General features: G+C 61.8%; 24 protein-coding genes. 14 read left to right on the forward strand and 10 right to left on the reverse strand.

Going from position 1 to position 24,504, the window contains the following annotated elements; translation table 11 throughout:
- Positions 1 to 118 precede the first annotated feature (118 nt).
- Complete coding sequence (locus JGU71_RS20700) at positions 119 to 1,033, reverse strand: universal stress protein (protein WP_199706195.1); 915 nt, start codon at positions 1,031 to 1,033, stop codon at positions 119 to 121.
- Positions 1,034 to 1,253: 220 nt separating this feature from the next.
- Here JGU71_RS20700 and JGU71_RS20705 point away from each other — a divergent pair, with 220 nt between their 5' ends.
- The gene (locus JGU71_RS20705; RefSeq protein ID WP_199706196.1) at positions 1,254 to 1,733 is read left to right on the forward strand and encodes a CBS domain-containing protein; all 480 of its coding nucleotides are present in this window, start codon (positions 1,254 to 1,256) and stop codon (positions 1,731 to 1,733) included.
- Between the two features lie 22 nt (positions 1,734 to 1,755).
- Positions 1,756 to 2,805 carry a zinc-dependent alcohol dehydrogenase family protein gene (locus tag JGU71_RS20710; protein WP_199706197.1) on the forward strand — a complete coding sequence of 350 codons (1,050 nt, stop codon included), beginning with the start codon at positions 1,756 to 1,758 and terminating at the stop codon, positions 2,803 to 2,805.
- A gap of 66 nt (positions 2,806 to 2,871) precedes the next feature.
- Here JGU71_RS20710 and JGU71_RS20715 read toward each other — a convergent pair whose 3' ends face one another.
- Genes JGU71_RS20715 through otsB form a run of 3 tightly spaced genes read right to left on the reverse strand, consistent with a single transcriptional unit; the run spans position 2,872 to position 8,494 of the window.
- Entirely contained in the window at positions 2,872 to 3,486 is a 615-nt protein-coding gene (locus JGU71_RS20715) for a hypothetical protein (protein WP_199706198.1), read from the reverse strand.
- A complete protein-coding gene (locus JGU71_RS20720) occupies positions 3,483 to 4,496 on the reverse strand; it encodes an inorganic phosphate transporter (RefSeq protein WP_199706199.1) in 1,014 nt (337 codons plus the stop codon). The genes JGU71_RS20715 and JGU71_RS20720 overlap by 4 nt, the downstream gene beginning before the upstream one ends.
- Positions 4,493 to 8,494: a trehalose-phosphatase gene (gene otsB, locus JGU71_RS20725; protein ID WP_233529845.1), complete on the reverse strand. Its 4,002-nt coding sequence runs from the start codon at positions 8,492 to 8,494 to the stop codon at positions 4,493 to 4,495. The genes JGU71_RS20720 and otsB overlap by 4 nt, the downstream gene beginning before the upstream one ends.
- A gap of 172 nt (positions 8,495 to 8,666) precedes the next feature.
- On the opposite strand from otsB, the gene JGU71_RS20730 reads away from it, so the two are divergent.
- The 4 genes from JGU71_RS20730 to JGU71_RS20745 all read left to right on the forward strand — a co-directional run bounded on the left by JGU71_RS20730 (position 8,667) and on the right by JGU71_RS20745 (position 12,120).
- A complete protein-coding gene (locus JGU71_RS20730) occupies positions 8,667 to 9,680 on the forward strand; it encodes an Acg family FMN-binding oxidoreductase (RefSeq protein ID WP_199706200.1) in 1,014 nt (337 codons plus the stop codon).
- Between the two features lie 61 nt (positions 9,681 to 9,741).
- Positions 9,742 to 10,728, forward strand: coding sequence for an Acg family FMN-binding oxidoreductase (locus JGU71_RS20735; RefSeq protein WP_199706201.1), 987 nt, complete (start codon positions 9,742 to 9,744; stop codon positions 10,726 to 10,728).
- Between the two features lie 34 nt (positions 10,729 to 10,762).
- Positions 10,763 to 11,515, forward strand: coding sequence for an SDR family oxidoreductase (locus JGU71_RS20740; RefSeq protein WP_199706202.1), 753 nt, complete (start codon positions 10,763 to 10,765; stop codon positions 11,513 to 11,515).
- Positions 11,512 to 12,120, forward strand: a complete 609-nt coding sequence (locus JGU71_RS20745) for an Rv1733c family protein (protein ID WP_199706203.1) — start codon at positions 11,512 to 11,514, stop codon at positions 12,118 to 12,120. The genes JGU71_RS20740 and JGU71_RS20745 overlap by 4 nt, the downstream gene beginning before the upstream one ends.
- A 110-nt stretch (positions 12,121 to 12,230) precedes the next feature.
- Here the strand turns inward: JGU71_RS20745 and JGU71_RS20750 are convergent, their stop codons facing one another.
- A complete protein-coding gene (locus JGU71_RS20750) occupies positions 12,231 to 13,085 on the reverse strand; it encodes a universal stress protein (RefSeq protein WP_199706204.1) in 855 nt (284 codons plus the stop codon).
- Between the two features lie 257 nt (positions 13,086 to 13,342).
- Here JGU71_RS20750 and JGU71_RS20755 point away from each other — a divergent pair, with 257 nt between their 5' ends.
- The 8 genes from JGU71_RS20755 (at position 13,343) to JGU71_RS20790 (ending at position 20,185) form a co-directional block, all read left to right on the forward strand.
- Positions 13,343 to 13,549, forward strand: coding sequence for a hypothetical protein (locus JGU71_RS20755; protein ID WP_199706205.1), 207 nt, complete (start codon positions 13,343 to 13,345; stop codon positions 13,547 to 13,549).
- Between the two features lie 210 nt (positions 13,550 to 13,759).
- On the forward strand, positions 13,760 to 14,167 hold the full coding sequence (locus JGU71_RS20760) for a hypothetical protein (protein ID WP_199706206.1): 408 nt from the start codon (positions 13,760 to 13,762) through the stop codon (positions 14,165 to 14,167).
- Positions 14,168 to 14,226: 59 nt separating this feature from the next.
- On the forward strand, positions 14,227 to 14,919 hold the full coding sequence (locus JGU71_RS20765) for an SRPBCC family protein (RefSeq protein WP_199706207.1): 693 nt from the start codon (positions 14,227 to 14,229) through the stop codon (positions 14,917 to 14,919).
- Positions 14,916 to 16,706: an acetate--CoA ligase gene (acsA, locus tag JGU71_RS20770; RefSeq protein WP_199706208.1), complete on the forward strand. Its 1,791-nt coding sequence runs from the start codon at positions 14,916 to 14,918 to the stop codon at positions 16,704 to 16,706. Before JGU71_RS20765 ends, acsA begins: the two co-directional genes overlap by 4 nt.
- Entirely contained in the window at positions 16,703 to 17,698 is a 996-nt protein-coding gene (gene pdhA, locus JGU71_RS20775; protein WP_199706209.1) for a pyruvate dehydrogenase (acetyl-transferring) E1 component subunit alpha, read from the forward strand. Before acsA ends, pdhA begins: the two co-directional genes overlap by 4 nt.
- On the forward strand, positions 17,695 to 18,669 hold the full coding sequence (locus tag JGU71_RS20780) for an alpha-ketoacid dehydrogenase subunit beta (protein WP_199706210.1): 975 nt from the start codon (positions 17,695 to 17,697) through the stop codon (positions 18,667 to 18,669). Before pdhA ends, JGU71_RS20780 begins: the two co-directional genes overlap by 4 nt.
- Before the next feature lie 10 nt (positions 18,670 to 18,679).
- Positions 18,680 to 19,915 carry a dihydrolipoamide acetyltransferase family protein gene (locus JGU71_RS20785; RefSeq protein WP_199706211.1) on the forward strand — a complete coding sequence of 412 codons (1,236 nt, stop codon included), beginning with the start codon at positions 18,680 to 18,682 and terminating at the stop codon, positions 19,913 to 19,915.
- Between the two features lie 9 nt (positions 19,916 to 19,924).
- The gene (locus tag JGU71_RS20790) at positions 19,925 to 20,185 is read left to right on the forward strand and encodes an acyl carrier protein (protein WP_199706212.1); all 261 of its coding nucleotides are present in this window, start codon (positions 19,925 to 19,927) and stop codon (positions 20,183 to 20,185) included.
- 88 nt (positions 20,186 to 20,273) lie between these two features.
- Here JGU71_RS20790 and JGU71_RS20795 read toward each other — a convergent pair whose 3' ends face one another.
- The 5 genes from JGU71_RS20795 to JGU71_RS20815 form a co-directional block, all read right to left on the reverse strand.
- Positions 20,274 to 20,543, reverse strand: a complete 270-nt coding sequence (locus JGU71_RS20795; protein WP_199706213.1) for a hypothetical protein — start codon at positions 20,541 to 20,543, stop codon at positions 20,274 to 20,276.
- 132 nt (positions 20,544 to 20,675) lie between these two features.
- Positions 20,676 to 21,101: a CBS domain-containing protein gene (locus tag JGU71_RS20800; protein ID WP_199706214.1), complete on the reverse strand. Its 426-nt coding sequence runs from the start codon at positions 21,099 to 21,101 to the stop codon at positions 20,676 to 20,678.
- Positions 21,102 to 21,126: 25 nt separating this feature from the next.
- Entirely contained in the window at positions 21,127 to 22,005 is an 879-nt protein-coding gene (locus JGU71_RS20805; protein ID WP_199706215.1) for a universal stress protein, read from the reverse strand.
- Positions 22,006 to 22,109: 104 nt separating this feature from the next.
- Positions 22,110 to 23,021 (reverse strand): universal stress protein, encoded by a 912-nt coding sequence (locus JGU71_RS20810; protein ID WP_199706216.1) that lies wholly within the window; start codon positions 23,019 to 23,021, stop codon positions 22,110 to 22,112.
- Between the two features lie 711 nt (positions 23,022 to 23,732).
- Positions 23,733 to 24,497, reverse strand: coding sequence for an HpcH/HpaI aldolase family protein (locus JGU71_RS20815; protein ID WP_199706217.1), 765 nt, complete (start codon positions 24,495 to 24,497; stop codon positions 23,733 to 23,735).
- Positions 24,498 to 24,504: the final 7 nt, after the last annotated feature.

A 24,504-nucleotide genomic window follows, 5' to 3' on the forward strand; every position in this document is an offset into this window, starting at 1 on the left:
AGGGACCGGACTCGTGCGTTCCGAAAGCGCAGTTGCAGAGATCGTATGGCGGCAGTTCACAGCCCGAGTCGGCCGGCTCGATCTCGGCGCGAAGAACAACACGGCGGCTGCCGCAAAGCTATCCCCTTCCGTTGGGTGGACGAACAACCATGACTGGACAATGTGCGTGTCGCACAAGAGCATTGCTGGTCGATCCAAGCAGCATCCCACGAACTCCGCCGCGTCCGCGACTACCGACGACGAGTAGTTGTGCCTGCGCCGACAACCTCGACAGGTGGTCACGAGGACCGTCGAGGTAGACCTTGCGTGTGACGGCAACGTCGGGATACTTCTCTTGCCACCCCGCGAGCCGCTCGGCAAGCAATACATTCTCTGCTTCCTCCAACGCTGCCGCCGTGGTCATCACACCAGGGCGGCCCGCGATCGCGCCGAGAGCGAAGTCGCTCCACGCGTGAACTGCCAGCAACGACGTGCCCCGCATCGAGGCTTCTTCGAAGGCTGCACCGATCGCGAGCTCACTGACCGGACTGCCATCGATACCGACGACCACCGGAGCATCCGGCATCCTCGGGTCCCATTCGCCACGGACGACGACGACCTGACAGTGCCCATGGCTCGCGACCGCGACGCCGATCGATCCGAAGCGCGTCGTCGATCCACCGACGACGACCATATGAGCCTCGCTCGACAACTCGATGAGCAGTTCTGCGGGGTTCAACGCCGACAACGAAGTCTCGACCTCGAGTTCGGGCGTCGCGGCACGGGCGATGTCGCGCGCCTCGCGGAGTGCGGCCCGTCCCCCTGCCTCCAGAGCTTCGACGAAGCCGGGAACCGTCAGATAAGGGCTTGCGTGGCCGCCTGCCATTACGCCGAACCCGAGGCCGTGGACGATGAGCAGGCGACGATTTCGGCTCGATGCGGTCTTCGCGGCCCACCGCACCGCTTCCGAGGCCGAGGGAGATCCGTCGGTGCCCACGACGATCGCGGTCGACAGCGACTTTCCGGTCACACCAGTTTCTTTGTGCGAATTCATTGTTCGTCCTCAGTTCGGTTCGCGGCACGATTCGTACATCGACGCTACGAGCCGGTTGGGCGCGGCTACCGCTGTCGTTCGTCACCCGATTCGGGGTACGTGGTCCCCGGTACGACGAACCGTGTGACTTTCGGCTCCCGTATCGGGTCGATTGGCCGCTATCAACACCCTCGTGGCGTGCGGAGTATGGGTCGTGACACCGATCCTGCAGGAGCCCGACATGACTATCGACGACTTCTTCGGCGCCACTGCGGAGGACGACACCATCGACGCTCGGACATTGATGAGCGCTCCGGTCCTCACCGTCGGCCGAGACGTGTCGGTTCTGAACGCGGCAGAGGCGATGCTCCGGACCGGATTCACGACTGTTCCCGCTGTCGACGAACACGGACGCCTGATCAAACTCGTGACCGAAGACGCGGTTGCCAGGGCCTACCTCGTCCAGAGCTGGGCCGACCGCGGCCCTTCGGACGAGAAGGCCCTCCTCGAGGAGCGTGGCAGCCGCGTGGTCGACTTTGCGGCTCCGCCGATATCGGTTGCGCCGGATGCGTCTCTGACGGAAGTCACCGAAACCATGGTGCGTGCCCAGCTGCGAGCCGTTCCGGTTGTCGAACACCATCGGCCGATCGGCATCGTCTCCTGGCGCGACATCCTTTCCGCCATCGTTGCGCGGTCCACCACACGCTCGAACCCGAAGTAGTCGAACAATTGGAGGAAACACTATGCACGCATTGGTCTTTCACGGCCCCGGCCAAAAGGCATGGGAAGAGGTGCCTGCCCCTCGTATCCAGCAGGGAACAGACGCGATAGTCCGTGTCGATGCGGTCACCATCTGCGGCACGGACCTGCACATTCTCAAGGGCGACGTACCGGAGGTAACCCCTGGGAGGATTCTCGGACACGAGGCTGTCGGCACGGTCACCGATGTCGGCGATGCCGTGCAGAACGTGAAAGTCGGTGACCACGTTCTGGTTTCGTGCATCACGTCCTGCGGCGCCTGCCGGTTCTGCCGAGCAGGCCAGTACGGACAATGTCTCGGCGGCGGTGGCTGGATTCTCGGCCACCTCATCGACGGGACACAGGCGGAATTCGTCCGAGTACCGTTCGCGGACAACTCGACACACCCTGTGCCGCCGGGACTGTCGGACGAGCAGATGCTGATGCTGGCCGACATACTTCCTACGAGCCATGAGGTAGGTGTGCTGAACGGCAAGGTCCGGCCGGGCGACGTCGTAGCCATCGTCGGCGCGGGACCGATCGGGTTGGCCGCGATCATGACTGCTCGCCTCTACAGCCCGAGTCACATCATCGCGATCGATGTCGCGGAATCGCGGCTCGCTGCGGCAAAGAACGCCGGCGCCGACATCACCGTCAACAGCCTCAACGAGAACGTGCTCGACATCGTGCGTGGACTCACCGATGGTCTCGGAGCGGACGTGACCATGGAAGCCGTCGGCATCCCCGAAACCTTCGAACTGGCGATCGATTTGGTTCGTCCGGGCGGGCACGTCGCCAACATCGGCGTGCACGGTGCGCCCGCGACCCTGCACCTCGAACGCATCTGGATCAAAGATCTGACGATCACGACCGGCCTTGTGGACACCAACTCGACACCGACCCTGATCAAGCTCCTGGCGAGCGGACAGGTCGATGCGTCACCGATGGTGACGCACAGATTCGGCCTCGACGAATTCGAAAACGCATACGACGTTTTCGCACGCGCTTCGGAAACCGGTGCACTGAAAGTCGTTCTTTCCGCCCCCCAGCTCTGACCAGGACATACACCGGACGCCGCGCCCGAAGTCGGGCGCGGCTTACGTTGGCGTCGGTACGATCTACTACTGCGACTTGTACACCGCGTACCAGGTCCGTCTCGCCGCCCCGCGAACCGCGTCGGCAAGATGTTCCCCACGCCGGTACAGCTCTCGACGGCGTAGTTCCAGACGAAGATCGGGTTCCCTCTCCAGATCCGCAATCGCGTCCCGGTAGGCGTGCTCTGCCGAGGCCAGGAGCTCGAGCGACTCGTCGGCCAACTTGCCGGCTCGAGCGTGCGGCAGTGCGTGAATCGCCGCACCGAGGGGACGCATCGCCCTGTCGATCGCTTCCACCTGCAGTCCCAGGCAGGGGTCCGTCGCGGTGTGCGAGATCTCGGCCTCGCGGACAAGCGCGTACGAACGCTCGCAGATCTCGCCGAGTCGCTCGCCGAGTTCGAACAGGTCCTCCGACCCCAGCGGAGTGCTGAAGCTCGACCGAACCTGCGTATGCAAATGTCGACGGCGCGCGTGTTCTCGGACAATCAGCGCACGCATCGCCACGATCGGATCATCTCCGTCGATTCCGGCACACCAGGACACGAGCACGTCGAAGGACTGTCGAACGACGTCGAACTGTTCGACCATCGTGCCGAGAATGTCGTGTGTTTCCGGAAGAAACCAGGCACTGGGCAGTTTCATGACAATGCACTCCATAAGGGGTATGCGGCCGCGGCTATCGCGGCGCTGACAGGCAGAGTGACGATCCACGCCGCTCCAATTTCGCGAACCACAGCCCAGTGCACGTGCTGAGCTCGTTGCTCCAGGCCGACACCGACCACACTCGACGCGACGACATGAGTTGTGCTGACCGGCGCCCCCACGGCAGCACCCGCCAAGATCACAGCGGCGGACCCGCCCTGGCTGACAAGTCCATCGAGTGGTTGCATCCGGTAGACCCCGCTGCCGACGGTCCGCACGATTCGCCAGCCACCGAACGCCGTACCGATCGTGAGACACGCAGCCGCAGCCACTCGAACCCACAGCGGTACAGCGAAAGTCGACAGGTGCCCTTCGGCAACGAGGAGCAGCGTCACCACGCCCATCGTCTTCTGTGCGTCGTTCGCACCATGACTGAACGGCAAGGCCGACGCTGTAGCCCACTCCGCTTTTCGCAGTAGGACATTCAGTTCGCGTCGTGCTCTTCGCAACGACCGACGGCCCAAGTAGATGCCTCCCGCACCGACAGCAACACCCAACATCGGAGATATCGCGAGTCCAGCAAGGACTCCGAGGACTCCGGTCGGCCGGCCGGCCTCGAAGCCGCCCCACCTGACGCCTGACAAACCCCCCGCCAGAACCGCGGCACCCACCAATCCGCCGACCAAAGCATGCGATGAGCTGGACGGTAGGCCGAACTTCCAGGTGATCAGGTTCCACCCGATCGCCGCCGTCAACGCGGCAGCAATAGCGGCCACCGTCTCGTGCGGCGCCGCCCGAATCACACCGCCGACCGTGTCGGCGACGGCAGTGCCTGCGAGCAACGGTCCGAGAACATGCCCGAGGGTCGCGAGCACCAGCGCTTGGGCCGGCGTCGCTGCGCGCGTAGCGACGAGCGCCGCAACGGCATTCGCCGAATCGTGAAATCCGTTGGTGACGTCGAAGGCCATGGCAAGGACCACGACGATGACAAGGATCGTGAAGGCACTCATGTCAGATGCACGGTGTGCCCAGGCCGCAAGGACGCGACGTGTCCGCGACATTCGATGTCGATCGGTCGCTGACTGCCTTCGGCTGCTGTAATCGTCACTTCTTTACCGACGATCCGAAGCAAAAGACGATGTCCGCGATAGTAGATCGAGAACTCCAGCGCACCGAGTTCGGAAGGCCAGCTCGGACACAGGACGAGCCGTTCACCGCGAGTCTCGAGTCCGGAGAAGCAGCGTTGCAACAGATCTGTACTTCCAGCCATCGCGGCGAGATGAATACCCTCGGCTGTCGTTCCTCCCTGCACATCGGCGACATCGGACTCCAGCACGCGATGGAGAAATTCCAATGCCTGAGATCTGTTGGCGCGCGCAAGAACCCATGACTGCACGACCGCACTCAAGGTCGAACCGTGCGACGTGCGGGTCATGTAGTAATCGATCGTGCGCGGGATCATCTCGGGCTCGAACGCGTAACCGAGTCGTCCGAACAATTCGCGAAGTTCGTCCGATGACAACAGATAGAAGAGCATCTTCACATCCGCTTGTTTCGACACTTTGTACCTGGTGACGTCGTCACCCTCTGCCTCGAGAATCCGGTCCAGTCGACCGACATTGCCGTATCGCTCTCGATATCGGTCCCAGTCGAGTTCGACGAGCCCGTCGTAGCCCTCGAACTGGCTGATCACGCCATCGTGGAACGGGACGAACATCTCGCGACTCACAGCCTCCCAACGGGTCATCTCGTCTGCTCCGACACCGAGCGATTCCAACAATTCGCTACGGGTCACGCTCGGGATCAACTCGAGCGCATCGAGCGCGCGCAAAATCACCCATACCGACATCACGTTCGTGTACGCGTTGTTGTCGACGCCGTCGTACGGCCTGTCGGGATACCCCGAATGAAACTCGTCGGGACCGATGACTCCGCGAATGACGTAGCGTCCCTTGGGCTCGTCGAAGCTCGCCAAACTTACGTAGAAGCGCGCAATTTCGACCAGCATCTCCGCCCCGGCGTCGGATAGAAAGTCCAGATCGCCGGTCACTTGATAGAACTGCCACACGTTGTACGCGATTGCGGCACCGACGTGATGCTCGCGAGCGCTTGCGTCCGGCATCCAGCGACCCGACTGCGGGTTGAGATGCACCTGTTGGCTTTCCTCGCGGCCGTCACTCCCGGACTGCCACGGAAACATCGCGCCGCGGTAGCCGGCCTCGCAAGCCAGCCGACGCGCTTCAGGAAGTCGACGAAATCGATAGCGTAACAACGATTCCGACAGAGCAGGCATGCGGAGGTTGAGCACCGGGAGCACGAACAGTTCGTCCCAGAACACGTGGCCGCGGTAGGCCTCACCGTGCAAACCTCTAGCAGGAATCCCCGCGTCGACATCCGAGGTGTTCCTCGACACCGTTTGCATCAGGTGCAGTAGGTGCAGCCGCACGATTCGCTGCGTCTCGTCGTGGCCCTCCAGGACGATGTCCGTGTGGGCCCATATGTGTTTCCATGCGACGACGTGACCATCGAGAAGCTCGCCGAAACGACCCAACCGCTGCAACAGCCGAGTTGCTTCGTCGGACGGTTCGGAGATGGCGCGATCCCGCCCGGTGAAGAGCGCAACCATCTTTTCCAATGTAACGCTTTGCCCCACTTCGATATCGACGACGATCTCGTGTCCGATCGCTTTGCTTTGCTCGATGAGTCGATACCGTCCACGAACGCTGGTGCCGCTATTGGCGGCGCGCCACAACGAGTTCCGCGCCGCCACTGCCACGGGAATGCGCGATTGATTGGTCGCGACCGCAAGAAGCACTGCTTGCTCGGAAAGCGCCTTGGTTTGCACCTGGTCGAGGTGTTCACTGGAAAGTTCGCGGTATCGATCGACCAGGGTGTTTTGAACCGCCCCGTTGATCAACGAGCGAAATTCTATTGTGCCGGACCAGTTTTCCGCCGTTATCGTAGTCTCGAGCGCACAAGCGTGGGGGTTGTGCATCGCGACGAATCGTCGTTGATCGACCGCAGTCGTCTGCCCGAGCGGATCGCGAAACCTGAATCGCCGGTGCAGAATCGATCGACGTAGGTCGAGATGCTGGCAATAGTCGAGAAGGTCGGCGCGATCCAGGTCGAACCACGCGCCCTGTGGTCCGTCGGTCCGAAACGTGACCGGCAACCAGTTCGGCAGGTTGACGATGCTCTCGTTCTCGATCAAGTTTCCTGCTATGCGGTCGACCAGCCGGTTGTACACACCGGCTGCATACGTGCCTGGATAGTGCAACTCCCCCGCCCTGGCTTCCGGTGCACACCCGCGTGTCGCGATCACCCCATTTCCCGTCGTGCACAGCGCTTCTCGCAACTTTTCATCAGCCGGGTCGTAGCCGTCGTAGGTTATCGACCAGGTGTCGGCGGGACATGCTGCGGTAGCTCGTTGCAAGCGGTCGGCGAGCTTTCGGAGTACTTTGCAGACTTCGCTTGGGCCATCGACCGCGAGCTTCGCCGCTGATCTTCGCTCCGCCACATCCGGATCGCGAACAACGATGCCCACGCCGGTGCCCGCAACTGCATCGAATGCGTCCTCATCGGTCAGATCGTCTCCAACGTACAGCGGGGTCCTGCTACTCGTCCCAACGATGTCAGCAAGTACCCACCGCAGAGCCCGTCCCTTCCCCCAGTCCACGTTCGGCCTGAGTTCGAGCACCTTTCGACCGGTCGTAAGTCGAAGTCCGGTCTCGGCAGCAATGGATGCAACCGTCTGGACCACGCTGTCGACGCTCGAGCTCGCCACATTTCGGTAGTGAATCGAGACCGCAAATCTTTTGTGCTCCAACAGCACTCCCGGTACAGATGCCAGAGTCGAGCGCAGCCGAGATACTGCTCGGACGAGATCGGGGATCGCCGCGAGTGCACCCTCGTTCTCGTAGTACTCGCCACCTGGACCGATCAGTTCGAAGCCGTGACTGCCCGCGTACCAGAGTCCGGGAATACCGACCCGCGCCCGAATGTCGGCAAGATCTCGACCGCTGATCACCGCAACAGGACACAAGCCTGCGAGCCGGGCGAGTTCGATCGCACAGCCTTCGACCAGAGTGGCCGAGTCGGGATCGTTCACGATGTCGGACAGCGTGCCGTCGAAGTCGAGAAAGACTGCCGGGCGGGCTACCCGCAGACCCGGAGCGAGCTCGCTGTGATCGGTGAGCGCAGGGGGAATGTCCGCCACGTGCGCAAAGGTTTCGCAGACCGCGATGTCGGAGAGGTCGGTTACCGTGGCGTCGGCGCCGCAATCCTGCAGTCTGCCCGTGTCTCCAACTCGCTCGACGCCGATAACCAGGGCGAATCCACCGCTGCGTCCCGCCGCCACCCCAGCTTCGGAATCTTCGATCACAACCGCCCGGGTTGCACGGGTTCCGATTCGATGGACAGCTTCGAGAAGTACTGCCGGGTCAGGCTTTCCAGCAAGTCCGCACTCTTGTGCCACCATCCCGTCGACAACAGCATCGAACATATCTGCCACCCCCGCCGCGGCCAGCACCTCGGCGCCATTTCGACTGGCTGTGAACACTGCTGTCTTGATACCCGTTCGCATCAGCTTCTCGATCAGGTCGATCGTCGACTGGAACCGTGGAACGCCTTGCGCGATTCGTAGATGAAACAGTTCGTTCTTTCTATTGGCGAGGCCCTGCACGGTGCCGTCCTCGAACCGATCGTCCTGGCTTCCGTGCTGCAAAGCGATTCCTCGCGAGGCGAGGAAGTCCGCTAGGCCTGACAACCGTGGCTTGCCGTCGACGTATCTCTTGTAGTCGAAAGGTGTGAATGGCGAATGATCCTCGCCGGACCGAGCAGCACGATCGGCGAGAAATGCGTCGAACAATTCCGTCCACGCCGCGGCATGAAGCGCGGCCGTGTCGGTGACAACTCCGTCCATGTCGAATATGACGGCATCGTGGTAACGCGGGTCGATGGTCGCGGCCCGAGCCGCATTGTCCGACATCGCGGTTCGGTCTGTTGGCATAGACGCGAATATCCCGCGGCGCGGCCCCGAGCGGTAGGGACGTCTGTACTCGATCGAGGAACATCAAGTCACGCGACCTGAAGTTGGTCCTTCGAACGAGGGACTTCGGCCTCTGCACTCGCCACCTTCCGACTGCGAAAGTTGCCTCATCGAAACCGAGAGAGGTACTGCAATGGACGCAGATGTCCCCGACGACACCACGATCAGATCTGCAATCGCCCTAGCTATGCATGCCCCGTCGGTGCACAATTCGCAGCCGTGGCGCTGGCGTATCGGCGACGAGACCGTGCATCTGTACGCCGACCCCAAAGTCATACTGCGCCATACGGATCCGGACGGGCGAGATCTGATGTTGAGTTGTGGCACCGTCCTCCACCATTTCAGGGTCGCGGCAGCCGCTCTCGGTTGGCGTGCCCGCGCTCACCGGTTCCCCAATCCGGCCGTTCCCGAGCACATTGCGTCATTCGAATTCGAACGCAAAGTCGCATCGGAACAGGACATTGCATTGGCCGGCGCCATCCCTCGGCGAAGGACGGACAGGCGTCGCTACAGCTCGTGGCCCGTACCACTCGGCCACATCGCGCAGATGGCGTCTCGCGCCGCGCAGGAAGGCATCGTGTTGTATCGCGCCGAGGCGATTCCACTTCTGGAGAAGGCTGTTGCCGACGCCGCAGCGGCGCACGCACTCGACATGGAGTACCAAACAGAACTCCACGTGTGGAGTGGTCGCCGAGGTTCGCTCGACGGGGTTCCTGCGGCAAACACTCCCGTACCGGACGAGTCCAGCAAAATCACCTCCCGAGCATTTGCGAACCCGCTACTCGAGCAACCCCATAGCGAACGACGGACGGACGATGCGTCCGAATACCTCGTTCTTGCAACACCTTCCGACGACGTCATGTCTCGACTACGCGCGGGCGAAGCGACGAGTGCCGGCCTGCTGACGGCGACAACTCTCGGCTTGGCCACGTGTGCTCTCACCGAGCCCCTCGAGATACCGATGACCCGCGCAGCGATTCGCTCGGAGGTACTGGACAACAGCGGTTTTCCACAGATGCTGCTGCGGGTCGGTTGGTCGCCTTCCACAGCCGACCCGCTGCCGAGGACACCGAGACACGCCGTAACGGAGATGATCGATTCTCTCGATGGCGTCACCACGGGCAGACGACGGGAAGCCTTGCGTTAACCGAACAGAAGCGACAGTTCTCCCGCCAATTTCCGCAGCGACACAACCGAGAGACCGAGAAATGAGTACGGTTCCTACGCTCGACCGCAGAACTATCGAATCCGCGGTTGCTCTGGCTTGCCGAGCACCGTCGCTGCACAACAGTCAACCGTGGCATTGGATAGCCGACGGGGATGCCCTGCACCTGTATTGCGACTCGGACCGGCTTCTGCCGTCCACGGACGCCTTCGGTCGACAAATGATAATCAGCTGCGGCGCAGCACTCGATCATCTCGGAATTGCGTTCGCGGCGCAGGGACGACACACGACGATCACACGCATGCCCGACGGCAATCGCGACCACCTCGCACGGATCGATGTCGGTGCATCGGAGGGACAACCGAGCCCGCAGACGATCGCGATGGCCACAGCGATAGCTGATCGCAGAAGTGACCGGCTGCCGCTATGCCCGCCCGCCGATCCGGAGGCTTTGACGAAACAGTTGCGTGACCTGGTCGCGCCTACCGGAGTTCGTCTCGAACTCCTCGGCCGCAATGCTCACGCAGAGTTGATACACGCGTCGTCTCTCACAGCGAGCAGACGTCAACGCGATTCGATGTACCAGGACGAGTTGTACTGGTGGACTGGCGAATCCGCACTACCGGATGGTGTTCCCAAGCAAGCGCTGGTGTCGCCGACCGAACACGAGAGAGTTGCGATGGGCCGACGATTTCCCCCCGGAAGTCCCAACTCCAGACGAGCCGACGTCACCGACGATCGGGCAGCGATCGTCTTGCTGTCGACCGCGGCGGATACGCGACTGGAATGGCTGCGCTGCGGAGAAGCGCTGTCGGAAGTTCTGCTCGAATGCACGAAGTCGGGGTTGGCGACCTGCGCCCTGACACATGTCACCGAGCTTCCACACAGTCGCGAGATGGTCGGCAGCGTGTCCACTTGTGGAGGAGTTCCACAGGTCCTGATAAGGATCGGAATCGCGCCAGACCGCTCGGACGAAGGGCAGGCGACACCGCGACGCCCACTTTCCGAGGTACTTGTCACGCGAAAGTGACACATCACACCTTCGATTCGACAGGACCACGACAGTGAATTCTCTTTGGCGTAGTGCAATCGTCACCGGCGGCGCGCAAGGAATCGGCGCAGCGGTTGTACGTGCTTTGATCGATTCCGGCATTCGAGTACTGATCGGCGACCTGGAAGACGACGAGGGAAAGAAACTCGCAGAATCGCTGGGTGACAACGCGCTGTATCGTCATCTCGACGTGACAAATGGTCACGATTGGCGTGCGGCAGTGGTCGACGCCGACGAAAATCTCGGCCCTCTCTCAATTGTCGTCAACAACGCAGGAATCGTCGACTTTCGAGGCATCGACGATGAATGGCCTGACCCATTTCGACACATCCTCGATGTAAACCTGTACGGTCCGTGGCTGGGCACCCATACAGCTGCGCCGGTACTTCGCCGAAACGGCGGAGGTGCGATAGTCAATATCTCCTCGACTGCCGGACTGATCGGCTATTCGGGATTGGCGGGGTACGTCGCCAGCAAATGGGGACTACGTGGACTGACGAAAGCCGCCGCACTCGACCTCGCCCCTGACGGCATTCGCGTGTGCTCGGTCCATCCTGGATCGATCGCAACCCCTATGACCGCTGGCCTGAGCAGTGACACCGTTGCCGATCAGCCGATCGCTCGTTTCGGCACGCCTGAAGAAGTGGCGGCAATGGTTCGCTTCGTCGCGCTCGAAGCCACCTACTCGACTGGATCGGAGTTCGTCGTCGACGGTGGCGCGACAGCAGGTGTAACCGTCCGCGACCAGGAACGGTCGGCGCAATGAATCCGCTCTTGTCCAGCGTCGTTTCTCTCTACCGGATGCTGCCGTGGAGCAGAAATCCGCTGATGCGAGCCACGGACCGGCTCTACTTCACCGCTGTGATCGTCGCAGTCGTTGTGTTCGCAGCGTCCGTGCCCATCTGCGCAGCGGTAGGCACCGCCGCATACAGTTCACGGAGTGCCGAACTGGCTGCCGACCGCGCAACCAAGCACGAGGTCGAAGCGACGGTTGTCGGCGTCGCGCCCGCCATCAGTCCCGAAGATGTCCGAACAGGCGCTGCGGGGGTAACGTCGACCAACGCCGAGGTTTCGTGGACTGTCGATGGGCAAACGTTTCGATCGTCCAAACGCGTACCTGGAGCTGTCGCCAAGGGTGATCATGTTTCGATATGGCTCGACTCTGCCGGCGAGCGTGTCGACGCGCCGTTGCCGACGTCGGATGCCGCGGCTTTCGCAATTTCATGCGCCATGTTGGGCATTGCTCTTTCCGCATTCGCCCTCCTTGCCGGCCTTCAACTCCTGCACGCCTATCTGGCAGTTCGCAACCGGCGCGCTTGGACGCAAGAATGGGAATTGTTCGACCGAAATCCTAGAAAGTTCCAAGAATAGTCCGTTCCAAGAATAGTCCGTTCCAAGAATAGTCCACGGCGATTCGTCTTCACACCCGAAAGCCCGGCGGCAAATAGATTGCCTGCCGGGCCTGGGCGGACCGCTTCCGATCAATCGTCCGACGGGACAATCAATACAGGGCACTTGGCGTGGTAAACCATCGCATGCGCCGTCGAATCGAGGCTGGCGCCCCACTCGGAGTCGGACTTGTTACGACCGACGACGACAAGTTGGGCACTCTTGCTCAACTGCTCGAGGTAGGCAATCGGATACCCGTCGATGATCAGCGAATACGCCATCACGTCCGGATACCTGCTGCGCAGTGAACTCAGCTTCTCCTCCACCGACACTGCACCCCGAGAGACCGTCGTCGAGGCAGAGTGAACCGCCCACGGACGTTGCCGACGCGTCTGCGGAACCGTTACCTCCGCGCGCCGAGTGTTGCCTTCGAAGAAGGCTGCGGCGAGGACTGCGTCGATATGCTGATCGCCCTCGATGGGAACCACGATCGGGCCTGCCGCTGGAACTTCGGCATACCTGTGTGGTGCGCGAATGATCGCCACCGGACAGTGCGCTGTTCGCGCGACTGCGGACGCCGTTGACCCGAGGATCATTTCGGCGAAGAAGCCGATGCCCACCGAGCCGACGACAACCATCGCCGCACCGTCCGACAACTCGGCGAGTGTCGAATCGATCGTTCCACGTAGTACTTCGGTCTCGATCTTGACGCTCTCGTCAACGCTCTCAACCGCTCGACGCGCGGCGTCCAGAGCCGCTCTGCCATAGTCGAATTCCAGATCCGGTGCGTTGGCGACGGGATCCTCGGCGACTGGATCTGCGACGTAGACGAGTGTCATCGGCAGATCTCGGGCGGCGGCTTCGGGTGCGGCCCACTCTGCCGCATGTATTGCGGCGATGGATCCGTCGATTCCGACCACGATCGATTTTTGGGGTGGCTGAACCATGTTGCACTCCGCTCTAGAAATGGACGAACCGACCGAGGGCTGCTTGGACCCGATTGCAGACGGGCTGCTCCGGTCGGCCTCTTTTTTGGATACTGACTTGTCTCTCAGACTGCCGCAATCGACCAGCACTACGAAGGGCCGCTTGGCCCGGACACTTGGGCCCTGCGACCACCCGCCCCGAGCCGTATTCCCCTGGGATCAGCGAATTTCGGAACTCACAATTGGATCGGCATCCAAACCTGCAAGCGAGGAAAAACATGAAACCGACAGTCTGGACAACCGTTTACGTGCTCGCCATGCTGACAGTGGCCTTCGTTGGAATTGCCTTGACCGCCGCTGGATCCGGGTTCGGCGATTGGGCGGGAATCGGCGCTGTCGCCGCACTCACGACAGCGGGCACGGCCATCGCACTTGCCATCGTCGCTACGCGCGGGCACGGCGGCAATATGCCGCGCCATTCGTGATTCGGAGACCCGAGTCTCGGATCGGCTGATATCGCCCGGCGGTCACATCGACCGCCGGGCGATCAACTGTCGACCGCCTCAATCGCCCTGCGGCCCAAGGTCACCACAGCGATGTACTTCATGCCCTAACACCGCTTCGGGCACCCGCGCAGTGTTATCGACATGCAAGTGACGATTCGTGAACCGGTCCGAAACTCATGGGCGTATTCCGTGGCAACTCTGACAGGTACCACCGCCATCCTGGCAGCAGCCGGCGCGATCGCACTGATGACAGGCGTCGCAACTCTGAACGACGCGGCAGTCGGGCGAATTCCATTTCACAGCCCTGTATTCGGCGGTATTGCACTCGCTCTCGTCGTAGCGGTTCCGATGGCGGTGACGACTCGGCTGGCAATCGTGGGAGACCCGAGAGCTACGGTTGCGGCGATCGTCGCGGGTCTTTTGCTGGTGGTGTGGATCGCGACGGAGATGGCGGTGGTCAAAGAATTGAGTTGGCTGCAACCGTCATTCGTCGTGGTTGGGGTTCTTTTGGAGGTATTGGGGCTGGCGGCGCACCGCGAATGGTGGCCGTCGACTAGAAGCGATCGACAGTTGCAAAGCAACCCGGATGACCTTTGACAGTCTCGACGTGACAGTTGCCCCTACGTCGTCGCCCCGCTCGGGGTCAAGCTTTGACAATGACATCGACACTTGTGAAGGTTGCAGCGCTGGGGCTAGTTGCGGCGGGAGCACGCCGTTACTACCGGAACTGGGGCGCAACCAAAGAAGAATGCCGAGCGGAACTCCCCGGTGACGAGCTGATATCGGAGCCCTCGATCGTGAACACCGACGCGGTGTGGATCGACGCTACGCCGGAGGTCATCTGGCAGTGGTTGGTTCAGATCGGCCAGGACCGCGGGGGGTTGTACAGCTACGAGACGCTCGAGAATCTTTTCGGTTTACATATCCGCAACGCCGATTCGATCCATCCGGAATGGCAGAGTCTCGAAGTCGGGGATGTGGTCCGGCTGGTCCCGAAAGGCTGGTTGGGGATCCGCAACGGACTGGCACTGCCGGTCGTCGAATCGAGCCCGCATCGTCATATCGTCCTGCGGGAACAAGAACCGGATACGCCCTGGGATGCAGTCTGGTCCTTCCACATCATTCCGCACTGGGAGGATCGGTGCCGACTCGTCGTCCGAAGTCGGCAACATCGACGGCAGATCCTCGACGTGCTCGGCGCTGAGCTCGCCGGGCCCGTGACCGCTTTGATGACACGAAAAATGCTGCTGGGCATAAAGTTTCGTGCCGAGCGGCAATATTCTCGCACCCTGCAAGCGGCACAGACCCGCCCGGGACGCACCCCAGCGACGACGGCGAGCGCACGATGACAACGACCACCGCCCGAACCGACCGCATCTACAAGTCGCCAAGCGAATTTCTCGTCCGACCCAACTTCGTCGATTACGAGGCCGAGCGTTCGGCATTCTCCTGGGGTGAGGTTGCGCGGCAGCTCGGGGCAGACGAAGACGACATGTGCAACATCGCAGAGCTGGCGCTGGACCGACACGCGATGGGGCCGCAGCGCGATCGAACCGCATTTCGTTTCGTGAACAGCGAGATCCGCGACGGTGAATTCGGCACGGAAGACATTTCCTACGGCGAGCTGGCGGAGCAGGCGCGCCGCTTCACCAACGTCCTTCGCCGACTCGGAATCGGCAAGGGTGACACCATGTTCGTCGCCGCAGGCAGAGTTCCGGCGCTGTACTACGGCATCCTCGGCGCATTGCGCAACGGCACGGTCGTTTCCCCGATGTTCTCGGCCTTCGGACCCGAACCCATCGCAACGAGGGTGCGACTCGGCGAGGGCACCGTCATGTTGACGACCGAGAAGTTGTACCGGCGCAAGATCGCGAAAGTCCGGGAGACGATGCCCTCCCTGCGTCACATTCTTCTCATCGACGACGACGGCAGCCCTTCCGAAGTCGCCGGCACACTCAACCTGGCGCGGCTCATGGCGGAGGTCGACGACGACGCCCCGTTGACACCCACGAAGGCGACAGACCCTGCGCTACTGCACTTCACGAGTGGCACCACAGGAACCCCCAAGGGCGCCATTCACGTCCACGGGGCAGCTGTAACGCACTATGCAACGGGTCGTTATGCGCTCGACCTGCATCCCGACGACATCTACTGGTGCACAGCCGATCCGGGCTGGGTAACCGGCATGTCCTACGGTGTGATCGCGCCACTCCTGCACGGCGTGACATCGGTCGTCGATCCCGCCGACTTCGATGCCGAGCGCTGGTATCGAATCCTCGAGCAACTCGACATCTCGGTCTGGTACACGGCACCGACTGCGATCCGGATGCTCATGAAGGCCGGCCCCGAACTGGCACAGCAATTCCAGTATCCGAAGTTACGATTCGTCGCCTCGGTCGGTGAACCGCTGAACCCCGACGCAGTGCTGTGGGGCAGGGACGTCCTCGGCCACGCAATCCACGACAACTGGTGGCAGACCGAGACCGGTGGAATCATGATCGCCAACACCCCCGCATTCGACATCAAGCCGGGTTCGATGGGCCGGCCGCTTCCTGGCGTCGACGCATTCGTAGTGCGACGGGAAGCAGGTCGAGTCGTCATCGTCGACGAACCGAATGTCGAAGGCGAGCTCGCACTTCGGGTCGGCTGGCCTTCGATGTTTCGTGGATATCTCAACAACGAAGACCGCTACCGAGAATCCTTCTCCGGGGACTTCTACCTGACCGGTGATCTCGCTCGGCGTGACGCCGACGGCTACTTCTGGTTCGTTGGCCGCGCCGACGACGTCATCAAGTCCGCGGGCCATCTGATCGGGCCGTTCGAGGTGGAAAACGTCCTGATGGAGCACGCAGCAGTCGCCGAGGCCGCGGTCATCGGCATTCCGGACGACATGGTCGGCGAGGTGGTCCACGCTTTCGTGACGCTCAAGGTAGGGCATGTTGCCAACGAGGCCTTGCGGCGAGAACTCATGGGGCACGCGCGAAAACGCCTCGGTGCAGCGGTGGCGCCGAAGGGTATCGACTTCGCCGAGCAACTTCCGCACACCCGCAGCGGAAAAATTATGCGACGCCTGTTGAAGGCGCGGCAGCTCGGACTGCCCGAGGGAGACCTGTCGACGCTGGAGTCCTCGTCATGACATCGAGCACTGTTCACTACGAAAAGACGTTTGCCCTGACCTTGCTCGCGGACATGCTCCGCATTCGGCGGATGGAAGAGAAGGCTGCGGAACTGTACGGCGCAACGAAGATTCGTGGATTCTTGCATCTCTACGTCGGGGAAGAGGCTGTTGCGGTCGGAGTGATGCACGCTCTGGAGCCAGCAGATGGCGTGGTGGCAACCTACCGAGAACACGGCCACGCACTCGTCCGTGGTGTACCGATGAAGTCGATCATGGCCGAGATGTTCGGCAAGGTGGAAGGCTGCTCGCGTGGGCGCGGCGGGTCCATGCACCTTTTCGATTCGGACACTCGCTTTTTCGGCGGAAATGCGATCGTTGCGGGCGGACTGCCACTTGCAGCCGGCCTCGCGCTCGCAGACTCGATGCAAGGCCGTCACCAGGTCACCGCATGCTTCTTCGGTGATGGCGCCGTCGCCGAGGGTGCGTTCCACGAAACCATCAACATGGCAGCACTGTGGCAACTTCCCGTGTTGTTCTGCTGCGAGAACAACCTCTACGCGATGGGAACGGCGCTCGACCGTGCTCAGTCGCAAACCGACCTGAGCGCAAAGGCGGCCGCATACAAGGTCCCAACCCTTCGCGTCGACGGTATGGATGTTCACGCAACCTTCGAAGCAGCGGTAGCTGCGACGAACCACATCCGCACAACGGGCGGGCCGTTCTTTCTCGAATTGCTCACCTACAGGTTTCGGCCGCACTCGATGTTCGACCCGGATCTCTACCGCGACAAAACCGAAATCGAGCGTTGGAAGCGCCATGACCCCATCGCGGCGTGGACCGACCAACTGCGGGCAAGCGGCCTGATGACCGATGCCGACTTGGCACAGATCGAAAACGAGGTCGCGCGCGAGCTCGACATAGCAGTGGACTACGCGGAGTCCGGAACCTTCGAGCCTGTCGCCGACCTGATGCGAGACGTCATGTCTCCTCACCCCGAGGCCAACCGATGAAGACCACATATCGCGAAGCGATCCGGCAATCCATCCGGGATGCGATCACAACCGACGACCGGGTTTTCATGATGGGTGAAGATGTCGGAAAGTACGGCGGGACCTATGCCGTATCGAAGGGTTTGCTCGACGAGTTCGGACCCGACAGAATCCGCGACACTCCCCTGTCGGAACTCGGCTTCGTCGGTATGGGCATCGGCGCAGCGATAGGCGGAATGCGACCGATCGTCGAGATCATGACTGTCAACTTCAGCCTGCTCGCTCTCGACCAGATCGTGAATACCGCAGCCGCACTTCGCCATATGTCCGGCGGTCAGTTTTCGGTGCCGCTTGTGGTTCGGATGGCGACCGGCGCCGGCAGACAGCTCGGCGCTCAACATTCGCACAGCCTGGAGGGCTGGTTCGCGCACATCCCCGGCATCACGGTGCTTGCGCCCGCGACGGTAGCCGATGCGCGAGGGATGTTGCCGGCCGCGCTGGCCGATCCGGACTTGGTCGTCATCGTCGAGCACGTTCAGCTATACAACACGTCCGCGGAACTGGACGATCGATCTACTGTGGATATCTCGCACGCCGCGGTGCGACGACAAGGCAAGGACGTCACACTCATTACCTACGGTGGGTCGTTGCCGAAGACGATGAGCGCGGCCGAAAGTCTCGCGAGCGACGGGATCGACTGCGAAGTAGTGGATCTGAGAGTCTTGCGTCCGCTCGATACGAAGACCGTTCTCGAGTCGGTCAGCAGAACGCATCGAGCGGTTGTCGTCGACGAAGGGTGGCGTACGGGCAGCTTCGCGGGCGAAATCATGGCTCAGATTGCAGAACAAGCCTTCTTCGAACTCGACGCACCCCTCGCCCGTGTCTGCAGTGAAGAAGTGCCGATTCCCTATTCGAAGCACCTAGAGGAAGCGGCCTTGCCACAAGTGGAAAAAATCGTTGCCTCCGTGCATTCGATCCTCGGCAGGAAATGAGGGCGACACGGTGATCGAATTCAAACTGCCGTCGCTCGGGGCCGACATGGACGAAGCGCAGATCAACGAATGGCTGGTGAAGCCTGGAGACACGGTCGCCCGCGGCCAGGTCGTCGCGGAGGTCGAGACAACGAAATCCGCTGTCGAAGTGGAGTGTTGGGAGGAAGGAACCGTCCGAGAACTGTTGGTGCCCGTTGGCGCGACTGTCCCGGTCGGAACGGTACTCGCGACACTCGCCAACCCTGACGAACCATCCGCCGAGGTTCGCCCGAGGGAGCCCGAGGTCGCCGCTGCGGCACCGGTTGCGCGGCCCGAACCTGAGCCATCTGCGACGGTGTCCATCGAAAGACCGCCCCAGGTGACAACAGTGCACAGCGTCCGACAACCGCCTCCCAGCAGCGCGGCTCCGGACCCGACGCACAGGCAATGGATATCGCCTGCCGCGCGGCGACGTGCACGCGACCTCGATGTGGACCTTCGCACCATCGAAGGAACGGGTCCCGCGGGATCGATTGTCATCGATGACGTGGTGCGGGCGGCAAGCCGCCCCGTCGAGCAGCCTGCGAACGTCCACGTCGACCGAAATGCCGCTATGCGCAATACAATTGCTGCGGCAATGATCCGATCGAAGCGCGACATTCCGCACTACTACCTCAGCGACACCATCTCGTTGGGCCCGATGTCGGCGTGGCTCGAAGCGCGCAATGCGTCGCGGCCGCTCAGCGAACGGGTCCTGCCCGCAGTTCTGCTGCTCAAGGCGACAGCGGTCGCGGCTCGCAAGTATCCCGAGATGAACGGGTTCTGGACCGACGGCGAGTTCGAAGCGCGAAGTGGAATCCACCTCGGCGTAGCCATTGCCATCAGAGGTGGTGGCCTCATCGCGCCCGCGATCCACGATGTCGCAGACAAACCAGTCGATCGTGTGATGTCCGACCTTGCCGATCTCGTGAAACGAGCTCGGGCCGGAACTCTACGTAGCTCAGAGCTTTCCGACCCGACGCTGACCGTCACCAGTCTCGGTGATCAGGGGGTGGAAACAGTTTTCGGCGTCATCTACCCGCCACAGGTGGCACTTGTCGGCTTCGGAAGCATTCTCGAACGACCGTGGATCGAAAACGGACAGGTCCGTGCGATGCCCACGGTTGTTGCCAGCTTGGCAGCAGATCACAGAGTCAGCGACGGACGCCGTGGCGCACTGTTCCTGGCCGAGATCCGCGAGCTGTTGCAAAATCCAGATCAATTGTGAGAGGTATCGATGAATACTGCTGAAATCCAGAGCGAAGTCGTATCAGCATTGACCGAAATTGCTCCAGAAGTCGTGCCTGCCGAATTGGAGTCGAGCGCAGCTCTACGCGATCAAGTCGACTTGGACTCGATGGATTGGCTCAATTTTCTCATCGAGCTCAGCCGACGGTTCGGAGTGGAAATACCCGAGTCGGAATATGCATCGATGCGTACGATCGACAATATCGTCGACTTCCTTGCATCGACAGTCGCAGTAGCCGACCGAAATTGACGAGTCGGCTCGAAACGGCTCGAAAAATCCCCCGCGGACAACATCCGCGGGGGATTTTTTTGGGGGGGAGGGATTTCGAGCGGGTCGGTCAGCGCGCGTGATCCAGCGGGCGATGGTTCATGCCTACCGGCACCTTCAGCGCCTCGGGACGAGGAAGTTCGCGTACAGGACTATGTCGCCGCGTCGCATGACCGATCGGCCGGTGAATCATCGACCACAGTTTCGTCCAAACCTTGATAGGGACAAGCAGCAATAGCCAGAGCACAACCGCAATCGAGGCGAACAGCAAAGCATGCTCGAAGACGAAGCCGAAGAACGCAAAGTAGTAAGCGACGATCACGATAGGAATCTCGGACATTTGCAACTCTCCTTTGCCGCCTTCCCAGCAAAGGCGTTGTACCTATATTCGACTCCCGCTGCACTCCGCAAAGCAGAGGCGGAAGCCTCCGAATAGCTGCCGTTCACCGCGGCCAATGGGCCAAATGTCATTTCACAATTGGACGCGAGCACGGGCCGTCGCACGAACGACATCTGTCGCCGTGAGAATTCCTGCTATGCGGCCGGCCCGATCGACTACCACCGCGTCTGCGGCGGCACTTTCGAAGACCTGTGCCGCAGCCGACAAAGAAGCGTCGAAAGGAACGAACGGAACAGGGCTCCGCGCGCACTCACCAGCGGTCCGAGCCAACTCACCATGTAGATACAGTTCCCAGAGTGCGTCCGACTCGTAAAGAAGCCCAACACATTTCCCGTCGTCGACGATCGGGAGATGCCGAACGCGAGCCCCCAGCATGACGGCCAGCGCCTCGTGCAGAGTGGCCGACCGCCCGATCGCCACCACGCGCGCGGTCATGATTTCGTGAACGACCGGACCCACCTCGTCGCTGGAGCCGACGTCCACGTTTCCGGGCGTCACACGAAACCTCTTCTCGCCACTGCACTCAGGCAGACCCACGAGCGATGATCAGCGGGCAGGTCACGCTGTGCAGCAGTGCCTGGCTCGTCGACCCGAGGAGCATCCCTGCGAACCCGCCCCGGCCGTGACTGCCGACAACCACCAAACCTGCGTCCTCGGCGTGCTTCACCAAATTTCTTGCGGGACGGTCTTTTTCAACAATCCTGCGCACCGTCACATCGGGAAACTTCTCTTGCCAACCGGCCAAACTTTCGGCAAGTGCTGCCTCTTCGTTGGCGGCCGAGACAAGCCAATCCCGGAGGGGGTGCTCGAAATCGCTCGCATCGGACCACGCATGCACTGCGACCAACTCGCTCCCCCGATGTGATGCTTCGTCGAAGGCGATCTCGATTGCTCGTTCACTGCATCGCGTGCCGTCGACACCGACAACGACAGGACGATTCGTCGTGACGAATGCGTCGTCGTTCTCTTCGTGAATAACGGCAACCGGGCAATGCGCGTGACGCGCGACCGCGGTACTCACCGAACCGAGCAGACCACGTTTGAATGCACCCATCCCCCTGGAGCCGACGACGAGCATCCGGGCATTCTTGGATAGATCGATGAGCGTCGGTTCGGCGGGATCGTCGCTGAGAATCGTCTTGACTTCGGAAGGCTCCCCTCCTGTGAAATGTGCTGCGACATCGGCCTTCGCACGAGCGAGCACCTTACGCGCAGCATCTTGCATCGGTCCCCGGTCGAAGGCGACTGCCGCGACGGTGGCGGCATAACCCCGTTGATCCGCGCAGGAATTCACGATGTGCAATGGCACGTGATGTTGCGCAGCTTCGTTCGCCGCCCAACGAAGCGCACTTCCCGATGCCGGTGAACCGTCGACGCCGACAATGACGGGTTGACTTGCCATGATGTTCTCCTCGATAGGTTTGCTGTTGCGCAAAACGCTATGCGGCAACCACTTTCGACACCGCGGCCCTTTGTCACTTTCGGCACAGCCGTAAGCCCTCGTTATCACACGCTTCGTGTTCGGCAGACGAGCACCGTGCACGGCGCTCGGTGCACCAAACCCCGGCTGGTGGATCCGAGCAGGAGACTGGTCAGCGGTCCGCGCCCGTGGCTTCCGACGACGACCATCCGTGCCTGTGCCGCCCGCGCAGACAACTCGACCAACGGATTCCCTTCCGTGCACACCCGCTCGACTGTCACGTCGGGAAATTTCTCCTGCCAACCAGCCAAACATTCGGCAAGGAGCGCTTCTTCACGTTCTGCATCGCCGTCGGACGACACTTCCGTTCCGTAGGGCAATTCGTTTGCCAACCACGTATGAACCGCCAGCAGCGGTGCCCCGAGCATCGATGCGTACTCGAACGCATTGGCTACCGCCCTCTCGCTGGAGGGTCCGCCGTCGATACCGACGACAACAGGGAGGTTGCGCATTCGATGTCGTTCGCTCGGCTCGGCACTTCGATGCACCACAGCAACGGGACAGGATGCTCGATTGCACACTGCCGACGCAGTCGAGCCAAGCAAACGTGCGCGGATCGTCGAGCGTCCAGTCGCGCCGACGACGATCAAGCCGGCGCGAGCGCTGAGGTCGATCAGAACGTCCGGGCCTGACCCCGGCCGAATGAGCCACGACACGCGCAAGCCAGGATTTCGTCTACGGACCATCGATGCTGCGTGAGCGATCAGCCACTTCGACTGTTCGTGTTCATGCCGGCTCAGAACCGATTCGATGGAGGTTTCGGCGCGCCCGAAATATTGCGCCGCTGAGACTGCGTAGACGACCACAAGCGGCACATGTCGCAGATGTGCAATTTGCCCGGCCCAAAGGGCTGCACCCAACGCGGCGCGTGAACCGTCGATCCCAACCACAACGGAGCCCGGCAACACGGCGTTCGAATCGAGGGAACTCTCGGACATCAATCGATGCTGGCTGAATCGTTGACCTCCCAACAGAAGTCGAAGGCCTCATTACATGGGCCGAAGGTAATCTGGTCCCTCCCCGCCTGAGACGCCCATGCGTTCGTCGGCGCGGACCGCACGCAACGAGAGAAACCCCACACCACTTCGGTGCGGGGCTTCCCTCTTCTCCAAACGAGTCCGCATTGCCCCTACGACCAGGTGGTGCGCAGCGCAGACGGTACGGGTGAACCGCAAGGGTCCTCTCAGCCCAAGGGCGGTACTGCGGGCCAGTTCGGAGGATGTGCAGATGGAACCTGCCGACAGAGATACTCGACGAGTCTGCGATGAGGTCGGAGCACGACGTCACCCTCGCACCCCGATGGTGTCGCCGTCGCGCGGGCTGCTACCCAGGTACGTGGTGTGTCGCGCGCAGTAGCGGCGGATGTTGCCGTTTGGTGCGGTCGACGAAGAAGATTGAACAGACGTGCATTGTGCCCGTCGTTGTGGGCGTTTCAGTCGCATGACCCCGGTGCGATCCTCGGCGAAAGTAATGACCGCCGGAATCGTTTCACCTTGATTCCTGCCGTCGATTCGTCATATCGACGTTCGACTTCGATTCGTGGGAACGCCGATGGGGCCCAACATCTTCCCAAGCTCAGGGATGGAGGCGTTGCCAGCCTGCAGGTGAATTGTGATCTGGTGTGTTCACACGACCTACGACGATCAGCGCTACTCCCCCAGCGCGTCTTTCAGGTGCGCTGCCGACACGGCCCTGAGGTGGGTGAGGTCGGATGCGACGGTGGCGAAGGTGTAGCCCTCACTGAGCCGGCGAGCCGCGAGCGCACCCGAGGCCGTGTGAATTCCTGCGGCTATTCCGGCGGCCGCAGCGGCTTCCCGGACGCGAGTCAGAGCAGCTTCGAACTGCTCGTCGACAGTCGGATCGGAGGGTGAGGAGCCGCCGACCGCGAGCCGAAGATCGGACGGACCCACGTAGACGCCGTCGAGACCGGCTACCGCACATATCGATTCGACGTTTTCCAGGCCGAGCGGAGTTTCGATCATTGCGAGGACCACGGTGTCACGATTCGCATCGACCGGGTTGGGGCCGATCCGTAACTGCGAGCGCATCGGTCCGTACGATCGGATGCCGACCGGAGGATACCGGCTAGCAGACACCGCAAGGGCGGCGTCCGCAGCAGAATCGATGAGCGGGACGATGACCCCGACGGCGCCGGCGTCGAGCGCGCGGCCGATGGGCGTCGGGTCGTTCGCCTCGACCCTGACGATGCCAGCCGGACCGTTGGCAGCGTCGATCGCGGTCAGGCCTTGCAGCATGCCGCCGTAGCCGATCAGGCCGTGCTGCAGGTCGAGCGCGATGTAATCCCAGCCGACGTGGGCGAGCCACTCGGTCGAGACCGGACTGTCGATCACGGACCAGTACCCGAGCACCCGTTCCCGGTTTCGAAGGCGGGCGGCGAAATCAGCGGCAGACATTGTGATC

It is taken from the genome of Antrihabitans stalagmiti (assembly GCF_016482825.1).
Classification (GTDB): Bacteria; Actinomycetota; Actinomycetes; order Mycobacteriales; family Mycobacteriaceae; genus Antrihabitans; species Antrihabitans stalagmiti.